The sequence below is a fragment of the Streptomyces longwoodensis genome (assembly GCF_001514125.1).
GTDB lineage: Bacteria > Actinomycetota > Actinomycetes > Streptomycetales > Streptomycetaceae > Streptomyces > Streptomyces longwoodensis.
Window position 1 is genome coordinate 72,631 of the sequence record NZ_KQ948556.1, and the last position, 21,816, is coordinate 94,446.

Annotated in this window: 15 protein-coding genes; 9 read left to right on the plus strand and 6 right to left on the minus strand. The window is 74.4% G+C overall.

What is annotated here, in order from left to right; genetic code table 11:
- Positions 1–137: 137 nt before the first annotated feature.
- The 3 genes from AQJ30_RS21905 to AQJ30_RS21915 all read right to left on the minus strand — a co-directional run bounded on the left by AQJ30_RS21905 (position 138) and on the right by AQJ30_RS21915 (position 1,645).
- Positions 138–365 carry a DUF3107 domain-containing protein gene (locus AQJ30_RS21905; protein WP_067236753.1) on the minus strand — a complete coding sequence of 76 codons (228 nt, stop codon included), beginning with the start codon at positions 363–365 and terminating at the stop codon, positions 138–140.
- Positions 366–537: 172 nt separating this feature from the next.
- Positions 538–1,179 (minus strand): TetR/AcrR family transcriptional regulator, encoded by a 642-nt coding sequence (locus AQJ30_RS21910; protein WP_067236754.1) that lies wholly within the window; start codon positions 1,177–1,179, stop codon positions 538–540.
- A gap of 241 nt (positions 1,180–1,420) precedes the next feature.
- Positions 1,421–1,645, minus strand: coding sequence for a hypothetical protein (locus tag AQJ30_RS21915; protein WP_067236757.1), 225 nt, complete (start codon positions 1,643–1,645; stop codon positions 1,421–1,423).
- Between the two features lie 224 nt (positions 1,646–1,869).
- On the opposite strand from AQJ30_RS21915, the gene AQJ30_RS21920 reads away from it, so the two are divergent.
- The 7 genes from AQJ30_RS21920 (at position 1,870) to moeZ (ending at position 10,984) form a co-directional block, all read left to right on the plus strand.
- Positions 1,870–2,898: an alpha/beta fold hydrolase gene (locus AQJ30_RS21920; protein ID WP_067236759.1), complete on the plus strand. Its 1,029-nt coding sequence runs from the start codon at positions 1,870–1,872 to the stop codon at positions 2,896–2,898.
- Positions 2,899–2,906: 8 nt separating this feature from the next.
- Positions 2,907–4,388, plus strand: coding sequence for a DUF3152 domain-containing protein (locus AQJ30_RS21925; RefSeq protein ID WP_079084185.1), 1,482 nt, complete (start codon positions 2,907–2,909; stop codon positions 4,386–4,388).
- Positions 4,389–4,578: 190 nt separating this feature from the next.
- Positions 4,579–6,540, plus strand: a complete 1,962-nt coding sequence (locus tag AQJ30_RS37075; RefSeq protein ID WP_079084186.1) for a DUF3492 domain-containing protein — start codon at positions 4,579–4,581, stop codon at positions 6,538–6,540.
- Positions 6,537–7,934, plus strand: a complete 1,398-nt coding sequence (locus tag AQJ30_RS21940; protein WP_067236764.1) for a hypothetical protein — start codon at positions 6,537–6,539, stop codon at positions 7,932–7,934. Before AQJ30_RS37075 ends, AQJ30_RS21940 begins: the two co-directional genes overlap by 4 nt.
- 111 nt (positions 7,935–8,045) lie before the next feature.
- Positions 8,046–9,005, plus strand: coding sequence for an NAD-dependent epimerase/dehydratase family protein (locus AQJ30_RS21945; RefSeq protein ID WP_067236766.1), 960 nt, complete (start codon positions 8,046–8,048; stop codon positions 9,003–9,005).
- Complete coding sequence (locus AQJ30_RS21950; RefSeq protein WP_067236769.1) at positions 8,993–9,742, plus strand: spherulation-specific family 4 protein; 750 nt, start codon at positions 8,993–8,995, stop codon at positions 9,740–9,742. The genes AQJ30_RS21945 and AQJ30_RS21950 overlap by 13 nt, the downstream gene beginning before the upstream one ends.
- Before the next feature lie 63 nt (positions 9,743–9,805).
- Positions 9,806–10,984 (plus strand): adenylyltransferase/sulfurtransferase MoeZ, encoded by a 1,179-nt coding sequence (moeZ, locus tag AQJ30_RS21955; protein ID WP_067236771.1) that lies wholly within the window; start codon positions 9,806–9,808, stop codon positions 10,982–10,984.
- A gap of 65 nt (positions 10,985–11,049) precedes the next feature.
- On the opposite strand, the gene AQJ30_RS21960 is transcribed toward moeZ, so the two are convergent.
- The 3 genes from AQJ30_RS21960 to AQJ30_RS21970 form a co-directional block, all read right to left on the minus strand.
- Positions 11,050–12,603, minus strand: a complete 1,554-nt coding sequence (locus AQJ30_RS21960) for an alpha/beta hydrolase (RefSeq protein ID WP_067236773.1) — start codon at positions 12,601–12,603, stop codon at positions 11,050–11,052.
- 149 nt (positions 12,604–12,752) lie between these two features.
- Positions 12,753–14,294, minus strand: coding sequence for an alpha/beta hydrolase (locus AQJ30_RS21965; protein ID WP_067236777.1), 1,542 nt, complete (start codon positions 14,292–14,294; stop codon positions 12,753–12,755).
- A gap of 264 nt (positions 14,295–14,558) precedes the next feature.
- Complete coding sequence (locus tag AQJ30_RS21970) at positions 14,559–17,351, minus strand: lysylphosphatidylglycerol synthase domain-containing protein (protein WP_067236780.1); 2,793 nt, start codon at positions 17,349–17,351, stop codon at positions 14,559–14,561.
- A gap of 186 nt (positions 17,352–17,537) precedes the next feature.
- Here AQJ30_RS21970 and AQJ30_RS21975 point away from each other — a divergent pair, with 186 nt between their 5' ends.
- Together AQJ30_RS21975 and AQJ30_RS21980 are read left to right on the plus strand one after the other, a co-directional pair.
- Entirely contained in the window at positions 17,538–17,927 is a 390-nt protein-coding gene (locus AQJ30_RS21975) for an MGMT family protein (RefSeq protein WP_067236783.1), read from the plus strand.
- Between the two features lie 257 nt (positions 17,928–18,184).
- Positions 18,185–21,775: an ATP-dependent helicase gene (locus AQJ30_RS21980; RefSeq protein WP_107119659.1), complete on the plus strand. Its 3,591-nt coding sequence runs from the start codon at positions 18,185–18,187 to the stop codon at positions 21,773–21,775.
- Positions 21,776–21,816: the final 41 nt, after the last annotated feature.

Below are 21,816 nucleotides of genomic sequence, written 5' to 3' on the forward strand. Positions count from 1 at the left end.
TGACCTGCGGAATGCAATCCTCCCCTGTGAGGAGCTCGTGCGCCATCTGTGAACGACCCCGGAGGGCCCGAACGGGGGAAGGGCCCGGCGACGTCACCGTCGCCGGGCCCTTCCCGAGTCGTTCGCCCGCAGCGGGCTCAGAGCGCGCCGAAGCCCACCTTGCGCGGGGCGGGCTCGCCGAGCTCCACGTACGCGAGGCGGTCCGCCGGGACCAGGACCTTGCGGCCGTGGTCGTCCGTGAGGCTGAGCAGCTGCGACTTCCCGGCCAGCGCCTCGGCCACCACGCGCTCGACTTCCTCGGCACTCTGACCGCTCTCCAGAACGATCTCGCGCGGCGCGTGCTGCACGCCGATCTTGACCTCCACGGCTATGTCCCTCCGACGGTCAGTGAGGTGCGCGGACGTCCGCGCCGTACGCTGCACACATTAGCCCGGTGAGGGGACGGACACGGTGTGGCCGTCCACGCCAGGAGCGAACAGGCGACGGGAACAAACCGGCCGGACGCCGGCCGGACGCCGCCCGCCCGGCCCGGCCGGCTCAGTGCTGTTCGGTGCCGTGCAGCGGGAAGCCGGCGATGCCGCGCCAGGCCAGCGAGGCCAGGAGCTGGACCGCCTCGTCGCGCGGGACGCTGCGGTCGCTGTGCAGCCAGGAACGCGCCACCACCTGGGCCAGGCCGCCGAGGCCGGAGGCGAGCAGCATGGACTCCGCGCGGGACAGGCCCGTGTCCTCGGCGATGACGTCGCAGATCGCCTCGGCGCACTCGTTCGTCACCTTGTCGACGCGCTCGCGCACCGCGGGCTCGTTCGTCAGGTCCGACTCGAACACCAGGCGGAACGCGCCGCCGTCGTCCTCGACGTACGCGAAGTAGGCGTCCATGGTGGCGCGCACGCGCTGCTTGTTGTCGGTCGTCGACGCGAGCGCGTGGCGCACGGACTGGATCAGCGCCTCGCAGTGCTGGTCCAGCAGGGCGAGGTAGAGGTCGAGTTTGCCCGGGAAGTGCTGGTACAGCACCGGCTTGCTGACACCGGCCCGCTCGGCGATGTCGTCCATCGCGGCCGCGTGGTAGCCCTGCGCCACGAAGACTTCCTGGGCGGCGCCCAGCAGCTGGTTCCGTCGGGCACGGCGCGGCAGGCGCGTACCTCGCGGGCGTGCCGCCTCTGTCTGCTCGATGGCTGTCACGCCGCCTCCCAAGATCGTCCACATGCGGTGTGCGCCGCGCCGCCATCGTACTTTTGGGTAACCCTGGCGCGCGCGGTGCCAGCGCAGAATTTCACGGACCGGACGCCGACGAAAGCCGTACGAAGGGTTTCAAAGCCGGGCCCGCCGGGCAGAATGGCGCGCCATCGCACCCTTCCCCCGGCGTCCCGGCGGACGTCTCAGGGCGGCTCGGCACCTCTCAGCCAGCGTCTCGGTGCACGTCTCAGCGGTAGTCGTCCTCGTCGAGGGAGACGACACGGGCCTGTTCGACCTGGTCGGCCTCGTTCGCGCGGGCCGGGTCCACGTCCTCCAGCGGGTCGTCGCGGTCCGGCGCGACGGCGGCCTGCTGCTCGGCGGCGTCGTGCTCCGGCGCCTCCACGTCGAACTCCGGGGTGTCCTCCGCCTCCCGCTCCGCGAAGGTGTCGGGATCGGTGGGGTCTACGGTCATCGTGGGCTCCCTTCCTACGGACGTCCCTGAGGCATGCAGGGGCCACACGCGGGTGCCCTCTGTACGAGACTAGGAGACACCCGATGCGGTCGCCAGGCGATCCGCGCGGTCCGTCCGTCCTTCCGCGCGACCTCGTTCTGCACGGTTCCCCAGGGGAGTTCGGGGTGACTCCTGTGACGCCGGACACGTGACGGGGGGACGTGATCGTCTCGTAACATTGCCGCATGTCTTCGACCGAGCTGCCGTCCGTACCGCCGACCAGCGTGCTCCCCAAGTCGGTGCCCGTGCGGGTCGCCGAGGGCGAGCGACTGCGGTCGGTCGGGCTGCCGGGCGTCACCTTGACGGTCCGTTCGCGCCCGCCCGCGCGCGAGGGCCTCCAGCCCGCACTGTTCGTGCACGGGCTCGGCGGGTCCTCGCAGAACTGGTCCGCGCTGATGGCCATGCTCGACGGCGACGTCGACAGTGAGGCCCTCGACCTGCCCGGCTTCGGCGACTCGCCGCCACCGGACGACGGCAACTACTCCATCACGGGGCACGCGCGTGCCGTGATCCGCTACCTCGACGCGTCCGGCCGCGGCCCCGTCCACCTGTTCGGCAACTCCCTGGGCGGAGCGGTCACCACGCGCGTGGCCGCCGTCCGGCCCGACCTCGTGCGCACGCTGACCCTCGTCTCGCCCGCCCTGCCCGAACTGCGCGTCCAGCGGACCGCCGTGCCGACGGGACTGCTGGGCGTGCCCGGAGTGGCCGCCCTGTTCAGCCGCTTCACGCGCGAGTGGACGGCCGAGCAGCGCGTCCGCGGGGTCCTCGCGCTCTGCTACGGCGACCCCGGGCGCGTGTCGGAGGAGGCCTTCCGGTACGCCGTGGAGGAACTGGAACGGCGGCTGCGGCTGCCGTACTTCTGGGACGCGATGACGCGCTCCGCGCGCGGGATCCTCAACGCCTACACCCTCGGCGGCCAGCACGGGCTGTGGCGCCAGGCCGAACGCGTCCTCGCCCCCACCCTGCTCGTCTACGGCGGCCGGGACCAGCTCGTCGGCTTCCGCATGGCCCAGCGGGCCGCGCGCGCCTTCCGCGACTCCCGCCTGCTGACCCTCCCGGAGGCCGGCCACGTGGCCATGATGGAGTACCCGGAGACGGTGGCGACGGCGGTCCGCGAACTCCTCGCGGACACGGCGGAGGCAGCGGACGCGGCGGACACGGCGGGCGTCTCGGGTGCCGACGGCGCCGCCGGCACTGCGGCCACGAGGAGCTGAGGGGACCGGTGGGACGCCACAGTCGACGTGGGCCCGCACCCAAGGGGGCGGAGAAGAGCACGACCGGTGGGGCCAGTGGGGCCAGTGAGCCTGGCGGGCCCAGTGGGTCCAGCGGGGCTTCTGGGGCTGCCGGGGCCGGTGGACCCGCGGGGACCGGTGGGCCTGGCGCCCTGGGCGGGACCGGCGGCCGAAGGGCTCAGGGGGCGCCGACGCCCGCGGCGCGCCACTTCCCGGACGGCACGCCGGCCCACGGCGTGCCGCGCCTCGCCGACGGCACCCCCGCGCGCGGTGTCCCGCGCCTCCCCGACGGCACCCCCGCGCGCGGTGTGCCGCAGGTGCGGGGCGGGCATCCCGAGCAGCGTGAAGGCGGGGGCGGCTGGGGGGACTTGAGGGGGCCCACCACGCGCGGAAGCGGGCCGGTGGTGCCGCGCCAGCGGCCCGTTCCGCCCCCGGCTCCCCGGCCGACGCGCGGGGGTCCGCGCCAGGACTACCTCGACGCCTTCGACGAGGGCGACGACGTCTTCACGCGCCGGCGCGGCGCGGCCACGGCCCTCGCCGAGGACCCGTACGCCTCGGTCACCGACTGGAACCCCGCCCCGGCGCGCACCGCGTCCGGCGGTGAGGGCGGCGAGGGCGGTGACGCGGACGAGGCCCCGCCCAGCGGCGCGCCCGCCCCCGCGAAGGGCGGCAAGGGGCGGACGTTCACCGGGATCGCGGCCGCCGCCGTCACCACCGTGCTGGCCGTCGTCGTCGCCGGACAGGTCACCGACGGGCAGGCCGACGGCTCCGCCCCGTCGCACTCGGCGGCCGACCGGGCGGCGGACGCCCAGGCTCCCGTGGCGCCCGGCGGCGGCACGGGCCCCTCGGCCTCCCCGAGCGCGACGCCGCTGACGTACGAGCAGAAGATGGCCACGCGGTACGCGCTCGGCGCCGCCCTCACCGGGTCCGGGAAGTTCGACGCCGTGCCGGGCGTGGCCAAGGCGCCGGGCAAGGGGCGGAAGTACACCTACCGCGTGGACGTCGAGCAGGGGCTCGGCCTCGACGGCGCACTGTTCGCGCAGGCCGTGCAGGCGACCCTCAACGACAAGCGCAGCTGGGCGCACGGCGGCGCCCGCACCTTCGAGCGCGTCTCCACCGGCGAGCCGGACTTCGTGATCACGCTGGCCAGTCCGGGCACCACCGCCAAGTGGTGCGCCAAGTCGGGTCTGGACACCACCGAGGACAACGTCTCCTGCGACTCCGCCTCCACCGAACGCGTGATGATCAACGCCTACCGCTGGGCCCAGGGTTCGCGTACCTACGGCGCCGCCATCCACGCCTACCGGCAGATGCTGATCAACCACGAGGTCGGCCACCGGCTCGGGTACGCGCACGTCACATGCGACAAGAACGGCGAACTCGCGCCGGTCATGCAGCAGCAAACCAAGTTCCTCGACCACGACGGCATCCACTGCCGGCCCAACCCCTGGCCGTACCCGAGCGCCAAGTGACGGTGCGTGCGCACTTGATCTCCTAGCGCGACGGAACGCCGCCCGCACGGGAAAGTTACGACCGTTCACCCCTTTTGGTGGTGCGACGGACAACCGTCCGTCGCACCACCGCCTTGTCCGCATACGTTCGTCCCGCTGCGAGCCGCCGGGTCAACGGCGGCTCCCCAAACGGGAGATCGGGGGTGCACCAGTGCGCATCGGACTGCTGACCGAGGGTGGCCATCCGTATGTGAGCGGTGACACCGGACTCTGGTGCGACCGGCTCGTGCGCGGGCTGGCGCAGCACGAGTTCGAGCTGTACGCGCTCGGCCGCATCGAACACCAGGGCGGCCAGGGCGGCCAGGGCAGCCAGGGCGGTCAGGGCGGCCAGGGCCGGGTCGCCCTGCCACCGCAGGTCACCCGCGTCCGCACCGCCCCGTCATGGACGGCCGAGGACGACCGGGTCGTGTACGGGCGGCGCGCGCGCCGGCGCTTCGCCGAGTGCTACGGCGAGTTGGTCGCCGCGCTGTGCGAGGGACCCGGCGCCGAGGCCGCGCGGGAGGCTTCCGCCCCCCAGGCGGACCGTTTCGCCAACGCCCTGTACGGGCTCGCCGACCTCGCCCGCGACGAGGGCGGGCTGGGCGGAGCGCTCCGCTCGGAGCAGGCGGTGCGCGCCCTCGAACGCGCCTGCCGGGCGCCGGGCGCGCTGCGCACGGCGCGCGAGGTGCGCGTCGCCGACCTGCTGACGGTCACCGCGCACCTGGAGCACGCCCTGCGCCCCCTCTCGCTCGACTGGTACGAGGACGACGCCCTCGGCGCCGTCGACCTCTGCCACGCCACCTCGGGCGGCCCCGCGGCCCTGCCGGGGCTGCTCGCCCGCCACTTCTGCGGGGTGCCGCTGGTGGTCACGGAGTACGGGGTGCGGCTGCGGAACCACTACCTCGGCGGGGGGTCGGGGGAGGGGGCGATGCCGGGCGGGCCTGCGGGTGGGTGTGCGGGTGCGGGCGGTTCAGCGGGTGGTCGGGCAGGAGCGGGTGACGGCGGGGGAGTCGAGGCCGGCTCGCGCGGCGATGCGGGAACCGCCGTCGGTCCCGGCGCCGTCGGGGGCGTGCGCGGAGCCGTGGGGCGTGGAGCGATGGCGGGGCCGGTCGCGTCGGTGGCGGCCGTGGCCCCCGCCGTGCGCGCCCTCCTCGCCGCCTTCCACGGCCGGCTCGCCACCGAGGTCTACCGGCAGGCCGCCCGCATCACCCCCGGCAACGCGCACGCCCGCCGCTGGCAGGAGCGCTGCGGCGCCGACCGCGCCAAGATCCGCACGGTCCACCCGGGCATGGACGCCACCCCGTTCGCGGAGGTGGGCGAGGGGCCCGACACCGCCGACCCCGGCACCCTGGTCTGGGTGGGCCGGATCGAACCGGCCAAGGACCTGGTGTCCCTGCTGCACGCCTTCGCGGAGGTCCGCAAGGAGCAGCCCGGGACCCGGCTGCGCGTCATCGGCGCCCCGGCCGGCCCCGAGGGCGAGGCGTACCTCGGCCACTGCCGCGTACTCGCCGCCCAGCTCTTCCCCGACGAGGCCGACGGGCTGCACTCCGTCGGCGACAACCCCGTCTCCTTCGAGGAGATCGGCGGTCCCGAGGTCCCCACGCCCGCCGACGCCTACGGCGCGGGTGCCGTCACCGTGCTCTCCAGCGTCGTCGAGGGTTTCCCCACCGGCCTGGTCGAGGCGATGTTCTGCGGACGCGCCACCGTGTCGACCGACGTCGGCGCGGTCGTCGAGGTCATCGGCGGCACCGGGCTCGTCGTCCCGCCGCGCAATCCGCGGGCGCTCGCGGAGGCGTGCGTGGCGTTGCTGCGCGACCCGGAGCGCCGTGCGCGCCTCGGGGCCGCCGCCCGCGCCCGCGCGCTCGAACTGTTCACCGTCGAGCAGAACGTCGCGGCATTTCACGGCATTTACCTGGAGGTCGTCTCCCAGTGCCCGGTCCGGCGCGTCGTCCTCGACGAGTCGGGCGAGCCCCTGCCGTTCGCCGTCCCCGCCGAGGCGCACGTCGCGGGCCGCTGGACCGGCCTGTCGTCCCGCTTCGCCACCCGGCGCGGCCCGGGATGGGCGGCGGGTCCGCCGGTGCGGGGGATGACGCCGGGACCTTCGATCGCCGCGAGTGAGGGGGCGGCCCGATGAGCGGACTCGGCGAACTGGACCGCCCCGGCACCCCGGCGAGCCCCGGCGCCTGGGACGAACGGTCCGAGGAGTGGACCCGGACGGACGACCCCACGGTCCCCGCGGACGACCCCACGGTCCCCGTGGACGGCCCCACGGCCCCCTTGGACGGTCCTAGGGGATCCGTGGAGGGCCGCCCTGCGGTCCCCGCGGACGACGTCTCGGGCTCACGGCCCCCAGCCGCCCGCCCGAAGCCCCCGCGCCGGAGCGCCGTCGACCCCGTCAAGGCCCTGATGCACCGTCACCGGGAGCTGTGCGCACGCGCCGTCGACGCCCTGGAGATCGCCGCCGGCCTGGAGGCGCACGGCGTCACCGACCGCACCGCCGCCCGGTTCCGCCACCGCGACGTCTTCTCCCTCGCGGAGGAGATGTACGCCCGCGTCCCCCGTGACGGCGACCCGTCCGGGCCGACGACGGACACGACCGGCCGCCCCACGGGCCAGGACCGTGACCGGGACAGGGACGGGGGCAGGGACCGCGCGTTCCTTCCGCCCCCGGCCCATGAGGCCGGCCTCCGTCTCCGCGCCGACTGGATCCTGCTGTCCTTGCTGCCGGGCCTGCTGTGCGCCGCGACCGTCACCGGGCTGCGACACACCGACGGCCAGGCCCGTCTCGGCGTCGCCGTCGGCGGAACGCTCGCCGTGGCGGTCGGCCTGCACGCCGCCCTGCGCCGCGGCCCCTTGAGCCGCCCCCGCCCCGCCGCGCACGGCACGGTCGTCCGAACCTGCTGGCTCCTGGCATACGCCGCCCTCGGCGACGGCCTCCTGCGTGCCGCCCTGCACGGGGGCCCGGACACCCCGCCGACCCTGGCGCCCGACGGCTCCTGGCCGCTCTCCCTGGCGCCCCTGCTCACGCTCGCGCTGGCGTGCGCGCCCGCCGCCTGGTGCGCCCACCTCCTCGCCGCGGGTGCCCGCCGCAGGCTCACCGTCAGCCGCGGCCTGGAGGAGTTCACCGCCTCCGTACGCCCCCTGCTGCTCGGCACGTTCGGCCTGTTCCTCGGCGCGCTCGCCGGGCTGACCGGCCTGTGTGCCGCGCTCCTCGGCGAACCGCCCGCCTACGGCAGGACGCTCACCCTGGGCTCGCTGCTGTTCCTCGCCCGCCTCCTCACCGTGCACCGCTTCACCCGCGCCCCCCGGCTCGTCCTGGCGGCCGCCGTGGGCGCGCAGGCGCTCGCCCTGGCCGCCGTGTTCGCGGCCCGGCTGCCCCACTGCCCGAGCCTCTCCGTCCCCGTCGAGACCGTCGCGGACGCCTGGGGCCCGGCCCTCGCGTGCGGGGCCGCCGCGCTGGTCCTGCTGGTCCACGCGACCCGCAGACTCACCCGGGCGTCGGCCCACGCCCGCCCGGACGCCCCCTGACTTCGCCCTCGCCGCCCCCCACGCGCATGCAACCGCTACACCCCGAAGGAGCAACCAGATGACCACCTCCCGATCCGGAGTGACCGGCGCGCACACCCCGGGAGCCGCACGATGAGGGTCCTGCTGATCGGAGCCAACGGCTACCTCGGCCGCTTCGTCGCCGACCGCCTGCTCGCCGACCCGGCCGTTCAGCTCACCGCGCTCGGGCGCGGCGACGACGCCGACGTCCGTTTCGACCTCGCGACCGGCAGCCCCGGCGCGCTCACCCGCTTCCTCGACGCGGTCCACCCCCAGGTCGTCGTCAACTGCGCGGGCGCCACCCGCGGCGGTGCCCGCGAACTCACCCGGCACAACACCGTCGCCGTCGCCACCGTCTGCGAGGCCCTGCGGCGCAGCGGCTGCGGCGCGCGCCTGGTGCAGATCGGCTGCGGCGCCGAGTACGGCCCGAGCCAGCCCGGCTCCTCCACCGCCGAGGACGCCGTCCCGCGCCCCGGCGGCCCGTACGGCGTCAGCAAGCTCGCCGCGACCGAACTCGTCCTCGGCTCGGGCCTGGACGCCGTCGTCCTGCGCGTTTTCTCGCCCGCCGGACCCGGCACCCCGGCCGGCTCTCCGCTGGGCCGGCTCGCCGAGGCCATGCGCCGTGCCATGCAGTCCGGCGACGGCGAGCTGAAGCTCGGCGGGCTCGGCGCCCAGCGCGACTTCGTCGACGTCCGGGACGTGGCCCGCGCGGTGCACGCCGCGTCGCTGTCCGCCGCGCAGGGCGTCATCAACATCGGCTCCGGTCGTGCCGTGCGGCTGCGCGACGCCGCCGCGGTCCTCGCCCGGGTCGCCGGGTACGGCGGTGCCCTCCACGAACTCGACGGCCCGCCCGGGCCGCTGCGCGCCACCATCGGCCACCCGCGCCACGACCCCGACCACCCGGCCCCGGTCGCGTACCCGTACCCCGACGGCTGCGGCAGCTGGCAGCAGGCCGACGTGCGCACCGCCCGTGACCGGCTCGGCTGGCGGCCCCGGATCAACCTCGAGGAGTCCCTCGCCGACATCTGGATGGAGGCCGCATGCCGCATCTGACCAGTACCGCGGCCGGCACCCGGACCGGTGGAGACCACGCCGGGTTCGGCATCCCCGGACTCGCCCACCCCCTGCTGGCCCCCACCGAGTGGGGCGGACTGGCCCGCCCCGGCGCGCCCCTGCACTGGGTCGTCCTCGACGTGGCCGACGGCCCCGGCCTGCGGCCCGACCCGCACTGTCTGGAGGCCGTGGGCCGGCTGCGCACCGCGGGCGTCCGGGTCCTCGGCCACCTCGACGCCGCCCACGGGTTCCGGTCCCACGGCGACCTGGTCGCCGACGCCCAGCGGTTCACCGACTGGTACCGCGTCGGCGGGTTCCTGCTGGACCGCTGCCCCGGTGACCGCGACGCCCTGTCCACGGTCCGCCGGACCGTCGGCGCCCTGCGCGGGCTGCGTGACGATACCCACATCGTCCTGGGCCACGGCACCCACCCGCACCCCGGCTTCGTGGAGCTCGGGGACCAGCTCGTCACCTTCTGCGGCCGCTGGGCGGACTACCGCTGGTCGCAGGTCGCCGAGTGGACGGCCGACCACCCGCCCGAGCGTTTCTGCCACTTCGTGCACGGCGTGCCCCGCCCCCACCTGGAGGAGGCGCTGCGGATCGCGCGCTGGCAGGGGGCCGGGACGATCTGGTTCACGGACCGCACCGACGGCGGCGGACGCGTCGACCCGTGGGAGACCATGCCCGGCTACTGGGACGAAATCGTCTCGCGGATCGGAACGGGTGTCTCGGAATGAAAAAGGCCGTGGCAGTGTTACGGACAGAACCACCGTAGTGATCGACCGAGCAACGGAGTCCCCGTGTCGCTGCCACCCCTGGTCGAGCCAGCATCTGAGCTCACCGTAGACGAGGTCCGCAGGTACTCCCGCCACCTGATCATCCCCGACGTCGGGATGGACGGGCAGAAGCGGCTGAAGAACGCCAAGGTGCTCTGTGTGGGCGCCGGCGGCCTGGGCTCGCCGGCGCTGATGTACCTGGCCGCCGCGGGCGTGGGCACCCTCGGCATCGTGGAGTTCGACGAGGTCGACGAGTCGAACCTCCAGCGTCAGATCATCCACAGCCAGGCCGACATCGGCCGCTCCAAGGCCGAGTCCGCGCGGGACTCCGTCAAGGGCATCAACCCGTACGTGAACGTGGTCCTGCACGAAGAGCGGCTCGAGGCCGACAACGTGATGGACATCTTCAGCCAGTACGACCTGATCGTCGACGGCACCGACAACTTCGCGACCCGCTACCTGGTCAACGACGCCTGCGTGCTGCTGAACAAGCCGTACGTCTGGGGCTCGATCTACCGCTTCGACGGTCAGGCGTCGGTGTTCTGGTCCGAGCACGGCCCCTGCTACCGCTGCCTCTACCCGGAGCCCCCGCCCCCCGGCATGGTCCCCTCCTGCGCCGAGGGCGGCGTCCTGGGCGTGCTGTGCGCGTCCATCGGCTCCATCCAGGTCAACGAGGCCATCAAGCTCCTCGCGGGCATCGGCGAGCCGCTGGTCGGCCGGCTGATGATCTACGACGCCCTGGAGATGCAGTACCGCCAGGTCAAGGTCCGCAAGGACCCCGACTGCGCGGTCTGCGGCGAGAACCCGACCGTCACCGAGCTCATCGACTATGAGGCCTTCTGCGGCGTCGTGTCCGAGGAGGCCCAGGCGGCGGCCGCCGACTCGACGATCACTCCCAAGCAGCTCAAGGAGTGGATCGACGACGGCGAGAACATCGAGATCATCGACGTCCGCGAGCCGAACGAGTACGAGATCGTCTCCATCCCGGGCGCCCGGCTGGTCCCGAAGAACGAGTTCCTCCTCGGCACCGCCCTGGAGAGCCTGCCGCAGGACAAGAAGATCGTCTTGCACTGCAAGACGGGTGTCCGCAGTGCGGAAGTCCTCGCCGTCCTGAAGTCCGCGGGCTTCGCCGACGCCGTCCACGTCGGCGGCGGCGTGATCGGCTGGGTCAACCAGATCGAACCGAGCAAGCCGGTCTACTGAGCCGGACTCCCGGTCCCCGCGGCGGGGGCCTCGCGCACCACGGGTGCCCGGGGCCCCCGCCGTCGTCATGAGCAGACCTTGCCGTCCTTCGGCACCGTGCCCTTGAGCAGGTAGGCGTCCACCGTCGCGTCGACGCACGAGCTGCCGCTGCCGTAGGCCCCGTGGCCCTCGCCCTTCCAGGTGAGCAGCACCCCGACACCCTTGCCCAGCTCGTCGGCCATCCTGCGCGCACCCTCGTACGGCGTCGCCGGGTCGCCGGTGTTGCCCACCAGCAGGATCGGCGCCGCGCCGGGCGCGCTCACCTCCGGGGTGTCGAACTGCCCGGCCACCGGCCAGTCGTGGCACCAGCCGGCCGTGTCCCAGCCGAGGAAGTCGCCGAAGACGGGCGAGATCTTCTCGAACCGGGCCAGCGACGCCTTCGTCTCCCGCAGCGTCGGGCGCTGCTTGTCGTCCAAGCACGATATGACCCGCTGCGAGTGGGTCGTCGTGCCGTACGTCCCCGAGGGGTCCCGCTCGTTGTAGGAGTCGGCGAGCTCCAGCAGCTCCGAGCCGTCGCCCTCCTCGGCCGCGTCGAGGGCGCTGGTGAGGGTGGGCCAGCCGGACTCGCTGTACAGCGGCAGGACGATGCCGGTGACCGCGAGCGTCTGCGTCAGCTCACGCCCCGAGGAGGTCGGCAGCGGGTGGGCGTCGATCCGGTCCAGAAGGGCGGCGATCTTCCGTGTGCCCTTCTCGGGGTCCTGGCCGGTCGACTTCAGGTAGTCGTCGAGGGCTCGCTGGAAGCCGCGGGTCTGGTTCTCGGCGTGGCCCACCGTGTCGGCGGTCGGGTCGACCACCGCGTCGAGGACCACCCGTCCCACGTGCTGCGGGAACAGGTGGGCGTAGACCCCGCCGAGCTCGGTGCCGTAGGACATGCCGAAGTAGTGCGTCTTGGCGTCCCCGAGGACCTGGCGCATGAGGTCCATGTCGCGGGCGGTGTCGGTGGTCGACACGTGCTCCAGCAGCGGGCCGGCGGCCTTGCGGCAGCCCTTGCCGAAGTCGGTGGCGTCGGCGAGGTACGCCTGCTCCTCGGCCGGGGTGTCCGGGGTGGCGTCGATCGACTCGGCCGCCTGGATCTCCTTGTCGCTCCGGCAGCGGACGCCCTCGCTGGCGCCCACTCCGCGCGGGTCCCAGCTGACCAGGTCGTAGCGCTCACGCAGGGAGGAGACCGTGGAGGCGAACCCGGGCAGGGCGGACACGCCCGAGCCGCCGGGGCCGCCGAAGTTGAACAGCAGCGACCCGATCCGATCGCCGCCGCGGGCCTTGGTACGCACCAGAGCCAGATCGATCGTCGGGCCGTCCGGCCGCGACCAGTCCAGCGGTGCCTTCAGGGTCGTGCACTGCCATGCGCGGCCGGGTGCGGGCGAGTCGGCGGTGCCCCGGCAACGGCGCCAGTCGAGCTTCTGCCCGGTCAGCGACGCCGGCAGGGCCGCAGTGGCCGGCGAGGCGCCGGTCGGCTGTCCTGCGGTCGGTGACCGCTCGCCCGCCTTGTCGTCCTTGCCGTCGTCGGACGCCCCGCCGCAGCCGCCCACCAGCAGCGCGGCGGCGGCCCCGAGCGCCGCCAGGCGTACGAAACGCGCCATGTGCTCTTCCCCCCTCGTGTGCCGTCCGCACCGTGCGGCGAACGGCGGTCAGGCCATACTAGGCGGATCGAGCGAACCCCATCGAAGCCTGTGGATAACGCTGTGACCTGGGGCTTTGGTAGGTCTGCGGCGGTTCGGCGGGGCGCCGCTCAGGAGCAGACGGTCCCCGCGGCGGGCACCTTGCCGTCCAGCAGGTAGCCGTTCACCGCGGCCTGCACGCACTGGTTCTTGCTGTCGTAGGCGCCGTGCCCCTGGCCCTTGTACGTCAGCTCCACCCCGACACCGGCGCCGAGGGCGTCCACCATCTTCCGGGCCCCCTCGTACGGTGTGGCCGGGTCGCCGGTGTTGCCGACGACGAGGATCGGCGCCGATCCCGGGGCGCTGACGTCCGGGTGGTCGGCGGCGCCCGGGACGGCCCAGTCGGTGCAGCTCACCATGCCCCAGGCCAGGAAGTCCCCGAACAGCGGGGACGCGGCCCGGAAGGCGGGCAGCCGGCCCTCGACGTAGGCGGGGGAGTAGCGGGCCCGGTCGTCGGCGCAGTTGATGGCGATGTTCGCGGGGACCAGGTTGCTGTACTCGCCGTTCTCGCCGCGGCCGTTCATCGAGTCGGACAGCAGCATCAGGGTGCGGCCGTCCCCGTCGTAGGCCTGCTCCAGCCCCTCGGTGAGGTACTCCCAGAAGTCTCGCGAGTACAGGGCCTGCGCGATGCCGTTGGTCGCCGCGCTCTGGGTCAGCTCGCGGGGGAAGACGCCGGGGAGCGGCTGGGCGTCGAGCTGGGCCAGCAGCCGGGCGATACGGTTCTTCACGTCCGCGGGGGTGTCCCCGACGGGGCAGTCCTCGGTCTTCGACGTGCAGTCCTCGGCGTAGTTGTCGAGCGCGCGCTGGAAGCCGCGCGCCTGGCCGAGCGTGCCCTGTTCCGACGTCTGCGTCGGGTCGACGACCGCGTCGAACACGGCCCGCCCGACGGTGCGGGGGAACAGGTGGGCGTACACGCCGCCGAGCTCGGTGCCGTAGGAGATGCCGAAATAGTGCATCTTGGCGTCGCCGAGCACCTGGCGCATCAGGTCCATGTCGCGGGCCGCGTCGGTGGTGCGCACGTGCGGCAGGACCTCCTTGCTGTTCTTCTCGCAGGCCGCGTTGAACTCCTTGGTGTTGTCCAGCAGCGTGGTGCGCTCGGCGGCGTCGTCGGGCGTCATGTCCTGCTGGAAGTAGGCGTCGAGCTGCTGGTGGTTCTCGCACCGCACCCCGTCGCTGCGGCCGACCCCGCGCGGGTCGAAGCTCACCAGGTCGTAGCGGGTGCGCAGGGCCGCGTAGTCCTCGCCGAACGCGGGCAGCGTGGTGACGCCCGAGCCGCCGGGGCCGCCGAAGTTGAACAGCAGGGACCCGATCCGCCGGCCGGGGTCGCCGCTCGCCTTGGCGCGGATCAGTGCGATGCCCAGGGTGTCGCCCTTGGGGTCGTCCCAGTTCAGGGGTGCCTTCATGGTGGCGCACTGCCACGCGTCGCCGTCGGGGAGGGGCGAGGGGGCGCTGCCGCCGCCCTCCGCCTGGGAGGGGGCCGGACAGTCCTTCCAGCGCAGCTCCTGCGCGGTCAGGTCCTCGTCCCCGGAGTCGTCGTCCGAGCACCCGGCCACCAGCGACGACAGCAGGACGACGGCGGTCAGCACGGCGGCGCGCAGGCGCGAGGTGGGCATGACCCCATCGTGGCGCCGCACCCCGTCACGCGCGCGGGACGCGGGCCGTCCGGGCTACCGGCCCGGACGCCCTGGAACCGGCTGCCGCTAGGTCGTGTCCGCAAAGTCCCGCCTGCCCCCCGACGTCCGGCACGCACTCTCGCCGCACCGGGCGAACACCCGAGTACGGCCAGTACGCGGGTGTCCGCCCGGCACGCCGAGAGCACGCACCGGACGCCGCGGGGCCCGACCTCCGGGCGGACGACGGGACTCTGCGGACACGACCTAGAGAGCGCCCTTGCGGGTGAGCTGGGTGAACGCCAGCCATCCCGGCAGCACCGGCAGCCACAGTGTGAGCAGCCGGAACAGCAGGACGGCGGGGGCGGCGACCTCCTTGGGCAGGCCCACGGCGATCAGACCGACCGTCAACGTGGCCTCCACCGCGCCGACACCGCCCGGGGTGGGCGCGGCCGAGCCGAGCGCGTTGCCGGCGAGGAAGACGACGGCGACGCTGGCGATGCTCAGCGAGGTGGAGTCGTCGCCGAACGCGCGGATCGAGGCGTCCAGGCACATCACGAAGCAGGCCGTCAGCAGCAGCATGCCGCCGATGCCGGTGACCAGCTTCTGCGGCCGCTGGAGCACGTCCAGCATGCGCGGCACCACGCCGGCGAACAGCGAGCGCACGCGCGTGACGACGAACTTCCGCAGGAACGGCACCGACGTCACCACGAGCACCAGCACCGCCACGGTCAGCAGACCCGCGATGACCGTGCGGGACGGCGACAGCGACGGCGTCTTCTCCGTGCCGGTCAGATAGCCGAACGACAGCAGCATCAGGATGTGGCACCCGAGCCCGAACAGCTGCGAGGCGCCCACGCTCGCCACCGCGAGTCCAGGACGCACCCCCGCGCGCTGCAGGAAGCGCGTGTTCAGCGCGACACCGCCCACCGCGGCGGGCGCCACGATCTTCACGAACGACCCGGCGACCTGTGCCGCCACCGTCCGCGGGAACGGCACCCGCTCCGGCACGAAGCCGAGCAGGCTCATCGCGGCGGCCACGTAGCTCAGCGCGGAGAACAGCACGGCCATCGCGACCCAGCCCCACTGCGCGTTGGCGACGAGCGGCCCGAACTCGATGTGGGTGAGCTGCGTCAGCAGGAAGTACGCGCCGATCGCCCCGGCGATGAAGCTCATCAGCGTGCGCGGCCGCACCCGCTCCAGACGGGCCGGCTCGACCGGCGCCTGGGGGCGGATGCGCAGGACCTGGTGGCGGATCTGCGTCAGCAGGTCCTCCTCGCGGGCCTCCTCCAGCGCCTCGTCGATCGCCCGCTTGTCGGCCCGCGCCTGCGCGCGTACGGCCTTCTTGCCGGTCTTCTCCGGGACGGCCTCCGCGCTGTCCTCCCCGGCGGCCTCCGCGCGGGCCTGCCGGGACAGCCGGGACGCTTCCAGGACCGCCTCGCGCTCGCGCTGCGCGCGCTCCCGGGCCAGCCGGCGCAGCGTCGCGCGCGTGGAGCGGGTCAGCGCGATCGGCTGGAGCATCGGCAGACAGTTCGCCACGGCGTCCGGCCCCAGCACGCCCACCGCCGACGCCACCGCCCGCTCGGCGCCCGCCCGCAGGGCCAGCGACGTGACCAGTTGGGCGACGTCCATGCGCAGCAGCAGGTCACCGGCCGCGATCTCACCACCGCGCAGATCGGTGAGGATCACCGCGCCGGAACGATCCACCAGGATCGCGTCGCCGGCCAGCCGGCGGTGCGCGATGCGCCGTGACTGCAGGGCCTCCACCTGGCGCCAGGTGGAGCGCAGCAGGTCGTCGGTGATCTCCTCGTCCGCGAGCGAGTCCAGGGTGCGCCCGCCGGTGTGCTCGTAGACGAGCATCACGGCGTCGGGTCCCAGCTCGCTCGTGGCGATGAGTTTGGGCGCGTTGGCGCCGGCCGCGATCGCCGCGTAGGCCAGCAGCGCCTCCTGCTCCAGCGCCTGGCGCAGCGACTGGAGGCTGCTGCGGGTGGCGAAGCCGCGCAGGGTCAGGTTGCGCCACGCGCGGTAGAAGAAGCCTTGCGCCTGCTGCTCACGGTCGACGACCGTGACGTCCAGCGGCGGGCCGTCCTCCAGGGTGACGAAGTAGCGCCGGCCGCGGTCACTGTTCTCCGCGGTGTCCGCCGCCTCCTCCCGGGCCGCGCTCACCGGGTGGAACCCGACGGTCCGCAGGCCCGCCATGAGGGTGCGGCCGGTGGGCCGGACGTTCGGCGAGCCGACCGCGTACAGGGTGCCGTACGCCACGCTCCAGCCGATCAGGACGGTGAGGATGATCGAGAACGGCGTGGTGTACCCGGTGACCAGCATCGAGAAGGCGTCGAGCATCAGCACGATCCACAGCACCGCGCGCCAGCGCGGGCGGCGGGACATGCCCACGGCGGTCATGTACGCGATCACCGGGGCCAGGTAGCCGTGCACCGGATCGGTCAGGGCGTGGACGTCACCGGGGGAGGGCTGGGTCAGCGCGTCCTGGATGGAGGTCGGGGCCGCCTTGGCCACCCACAGGTCGGTGGCGAGCGTCACACCATGGGCCAGCACCGCGGCGAGCACGCCGTCGGCGATCCGCAGCCCGTCCCGTTTGATCAGCCGCTCGATCGCGAACGCGACCGGCACCAGCAGGATGGCGATGCTGGACGCCAGCCCGGCGAACTTGATCAGCAGGTCGGGCGCCTGGCCCGTGCCCTTGTTGATGTCCTGTTCGAGGCCCGAGGTGGTGCCGTGGGCGAACGCCGCGACGGCCAGGAGGACGACGACGGCGAGCACGCCCACCAGCAGCCGCATGAGGTCGGAGGGGCGGTGCACGCGGGCGGGGAGAAGCGGCTCGTCGCCCTCGACCTCGTCGACGTGCGTCACGTCCCCGCACTCCGGGTCCGGAGTGACTCCGGCTTCAGAAGCACGTGCGCGGGGAGGGTCCCCGGCGTCCGCGGAGGGCTCCGCCTCGCCGTTCCGACCTGCGGAAGCGGCCTTCTTCGCGGTGTCCGGGCGCGACGCAGCAGCGGAGGTCTCCTCCGCGTCCTCGGGGTGCACACCCTGCTGCTTCATCGACTCTTCTTGATCTCGTATCACCGGTCACCGCCCGCACGATGGTGGCACGTCGCACCGACACTCGGGGCATTCAGGGTGCGCGTGCGGGGGCGCACAGTCTGCCCGAAGCGGCGCCGCGGGGCGAGGGTCACCCACGGTCGCCGGCCCATCGCACTGTCGGTGGGGTGGGGCAGGATGGGGCGGATGAGCGAGCTGAGCCCTCCGGACGACGACGCCCGCCCGGAGTACACCGACGCCCTGCCGGAGTACGCCGAGCGGGTCCTCGACGTGGCCGAGCGGATCCCGCCGGGCCGGGTCATGACGTACGGGGACGTCGCGGAGTGGCTCCAGGAGGGCGGGCCCCGCCAGGTGGGCCGGGTGATGGCCCTGTACGGCGGAGCCGTCCCGTGGTGGCGCGTGGTGCGCGCCGACGGCGTGCTGCTGCCCGGGCACGAGCTGGACGCCCTCGGCCGCTACCGGGCGGAAGGCACCCCGCTGAAGCAGGCGGGCCGGGCCTCCGAGGGCCACCTGCCGCGCCTCGACATGGGACGGGCGCGCTGGGACGGCGGCGAACACGCGCAGGGTCACACCTGACAGCTTCCGCCATCGGACGGCGCGCCGAGTGACCCCTGCTCCGAACGGGGGAAGGAGGGCACATCCGTGGCATGACGTACGTTCGAGGGGCGAGGGGCTCGCGTGGCCCGCGAGGCCGACGGGAAGAACCGGAAGTCCTGCTTCCGGTGACGTCCCGAGCGTAGCGTCGGCTGCACGCGTCCCCCTCATCCCGCGACCACCGCCCGGCACGAGCGGCGGACCGACCACCAGCACACCCACCAGGACCGGCGAACCACGTGAGCTCCTCCTCCACCACCGGACGGCTGCCGCACCCCCAGGCGCGGCAGGGGAGCCGTGGCGCTTACCGACTGGTCCGTACTCCGGTGGCCCGTGTGGACCCCCCTGAACTGGACGCAGCCCAGCGCGCCGTGGTTGACCACCGGACCGGGCCGCTGCTCGTCCTCGCAGGACCGGGCACCGGGAAGACCACCACCCTGGTGGAATCCGTGGCCGCGCGCGTCGCCCGCGGCGCCGACCCCGCTCGGATCCTGGTGCTCACCTTCAGCCGCAAGGCCGCCGTCGAGCTGCGCGACCGCATGGCCCTGCGCATGGGCGCCGCCCACGCCCCCCAGGCGACCACCTTCCACTCGTTCTCCTACGCCCTGGTCCGCGCCCACCAGGACAGCGACCTGTTCGTCGAGCCCCTGCGGCTGCTGTCCGGCCCCGAGCAGGACGTCACGGTCCGTGAACTGCTCGCCGGCCAGGTCGACCTCCAGCGCCTCGGCCTCGCGCACGTGCGCTGGCCCGACGACCTGCGCGCCTGCCTCACCACGCGCGGGTTCGCCGACGAGGTCCGCGCGGTGCTCGCCCGCAGCCGCGAACTGGGACTCGACCCCGGCGCGCTGGACGCCTTCGCGCGCCGCATCGGCCGCCCCGACTGGCGCGCCGCGGCCGCCTTCCTCGCCGAGTACCTGGACGTGCTCGACCTCCAGGGCGTCCTCGACTACGCCGAACTCGTCCACCGCGCGGTGCTCCTCGCCCGCCGCCCCGAGACCGCCCGGCGGCTCGCCGCGCAGTACGACGCCGTCTACGTCGACGAGTACCAGGACACCGACCCCGCCCAGGTGCGCCTGCTGCACGCGCTCGCCGGCGGTGGCCGCACCCTGGTCGCGTTCGGCGACCCCGACCAGTCGATCTACGCGTTCCGGGGCGCCGACGTGAACGGCATCCTCGACTTCCCGCGCGCGTTCCCCCGCGGCGACGGCCGCCCGGCACCGGTCGAGGTGCTGCGCGTCTCCCGCCGCTCCGGAGCCGCGCTGCTCGCCGCCACCCGGCTGCTCACGCAGCGCATGCCGCTGACCCGCCTCCCGGCCGAGAAGGTGCGCGCCCACCGGGACCTCACACCGGTGCGCGACGGAGGCCGCGTCGAGGCGTACACGTACCCGACGTCCGGCACCGAGCTGGACAACATCGCCGACATCCTGCGCCGGGCCCACCTGGAGGACGGCGTGCCCTGGGGCGAGATGGCCGTCCTCGTGCGCGCGGGCGCCCGTACCCTCCCCACGGTCCGCCGCGCCCTCACGTCCGCCGGCGTCCCCCTGGACATCGACGGCGACGACCTACCCCTGCGCCACGAACCGGCCGTCGCCCCCCTGCTGACGGCACTCCGGGCGGTGGCCACGGCGGAGGCGGGGGAGCGGACGGAGGACGGCGGGAGCGCGTCCGGGGCCGCGCGGGTCTCGGCGGGGGCCGCGGAGGCTTCGGCGGCGGACACAGAGGCCTCGGCGGAGACCGCGGAGACCTCGGGAGAGGACCCGGAGGCCTCGGCGGAGGACACGGAGACCGCGGAGACATCGGCGGAGGCCCTGGAGGCCTCGACGGAGACCGCGGGGACCTCGGCGGAGGTCACCGACGAGCCGGTCACCGAGGGCCGCCCGGCGGATCCGGCGGCAGACCCGGGTGCGGACGGGCACGACGCCGACCCGCAGGACCGCCCCGAGGCGGACGCCCCCTGCTGGCTGGGCACCGAGACCGCCCTCACCCTGCTGACCTCGCCGCTCGCCGGGATGGACGCCGCCGACCTGCGCCGCCTCGGGCGCGCCCTGCGCGACGAGGAGCGCGCCGCGGGCAACCCGCTGCCCCCGCCCTCCGACGAGCTGCTCGCCCGGGCGCTCGCCGAGCCGGAGCGGCTGGCCGTGCACGACCCCACGTACGCGCGCGGGGCGCAGCGCCTCGGCGCGCTGCTCCGCAAGGCCCGCGAGCGCCTCGCCGGCGGCGGCACCGCCGAGGAGGCGCTGTGGGACCTGTGGGAGGGCACGCCCTGGCCGAACCGCCTGGAGCGGGCCGCCCGGCGCGGCGGCGCGGCCGGACGCAACGCCGACCGTGACCTCGACGCCGTGTGCGCCCTGTTCGCCACGGCCGCACGCGCGGAGGAGCGCACCGGGGGCCGGGGCGCCCTGAACTTCCTGGAGCAGATCGAGGCCGAGGACATCGCCGCCGACACCCTCACCCGCAGGGCCGTGCGCCCGGACGCCGTGCGCCTGATGACCGCGCACCGCTCCAAGGGACTGGAGTGGCGGCTGGTCGTCGTGGCCGGCGTCCAGGAGGGGCTGTGGCCCGACCTGCGCCGCCGCGGTTCGCTGCTGGAGGCCGACCGGATCGGCCGCGACGGGCTGGCCGAACCGCTGACGCCGGGCGCGCTGCTCGCCGAGGAGCGCCGCCTGTTCTACGTCGCCGCCACCCGCGCGCGCGAACGCCTCGTCGTCACCGCTGTGAAGGCCCCCGCCGACGACGGCGACCAGCCCTCCCGCTTCCTCGCCGAGCTCGGCGTCGAGCCGCGGGACGTCACCGGTCGCCCCCGCCGCCCCCTGTCGGTCGCCGCGCTCGTCGCCGAACTGCGCGCCACCACGGTCGACCCGCGCGCCTCCGCCCCCCTCAGGGAGGCGGCCGCGCGGCGCCTGGCCCGCCTGGCGGCGCTCGCCGACGAGGACGGCCGCCCGCTCGTGCCGTCCGCGCACCCGTACCGCTGGTGGGGCATGTGGGACCCGACCGAGAGCAAGGTGCCGCTGCGCGACCGCGACGAACCCGTCGTGCTGTCCGGCAGCGCGCTCGACCAGCTCGCCAACACGTGCTCCCTGCAGTGGTTCCTCGGCCGCGAAGTGAAGGCCGACGCGCCCGCGACGGTCGCGCAGGGCTTCGGCAACGTCGTGCACGTCCTCGCCGACGAGGTCGCCTCCGGGCACACCCCGGCCGACCTCGACGTGCTCATGGAACGCCTGGACTCCGTGTGGAACGCGCTCGCCTTCGACGCGCCCTGGAAGTCGCAGCAGGAGAAGGACAACGCGCGCGTGGCGCTCGAACGGTTCCTGAAGTGGCACGTGATGGACCGCACCGGCCGCACGCCGGTGGCGAGCGAGCACGACTTCGACGTCACCCTCGAGGCCGGCGACTACGAGGTGCGCATCCGCGGCCAGATGGACCGCGTCGAGGCCGACGGCGACGGCCGCGCCTACGTCGTCGACTTCAAGACCGGCAAGCAGGCGCCGACCGCGCGCGAGGTGGAGCGCCACCCCCAGCTGGCCGTCTACCAGCTGGCGGTCCGCGCGGGCGCCGTCGACGACGTCTTCGACGGCGCGCGCCCCGAGCCCGGCGGCGCGGAACTCGTCCACCTCCGCCAGGGCGCCGCCCAGCGCGACGGCGGCGAGACCCTGCCCAAGGTGCAGGCGCAGGAGCCGCTGCAGGGGGAGTGGGTCGGCGACCTGCTCGCCACGGCGGCCGGCAAGGTCCTCGACGAACGGTTCACCCCGTCCGCCGGCCAGCACTGCACGCACTGCGCGTTCCGGGCGTCGTGCAGCGCACGGCCCGAGGGACGCCACGTGGTCGAGTGACGAAGGGCGGGGAGGGGGCGGCCGGACCGAGGGCCCGGCGA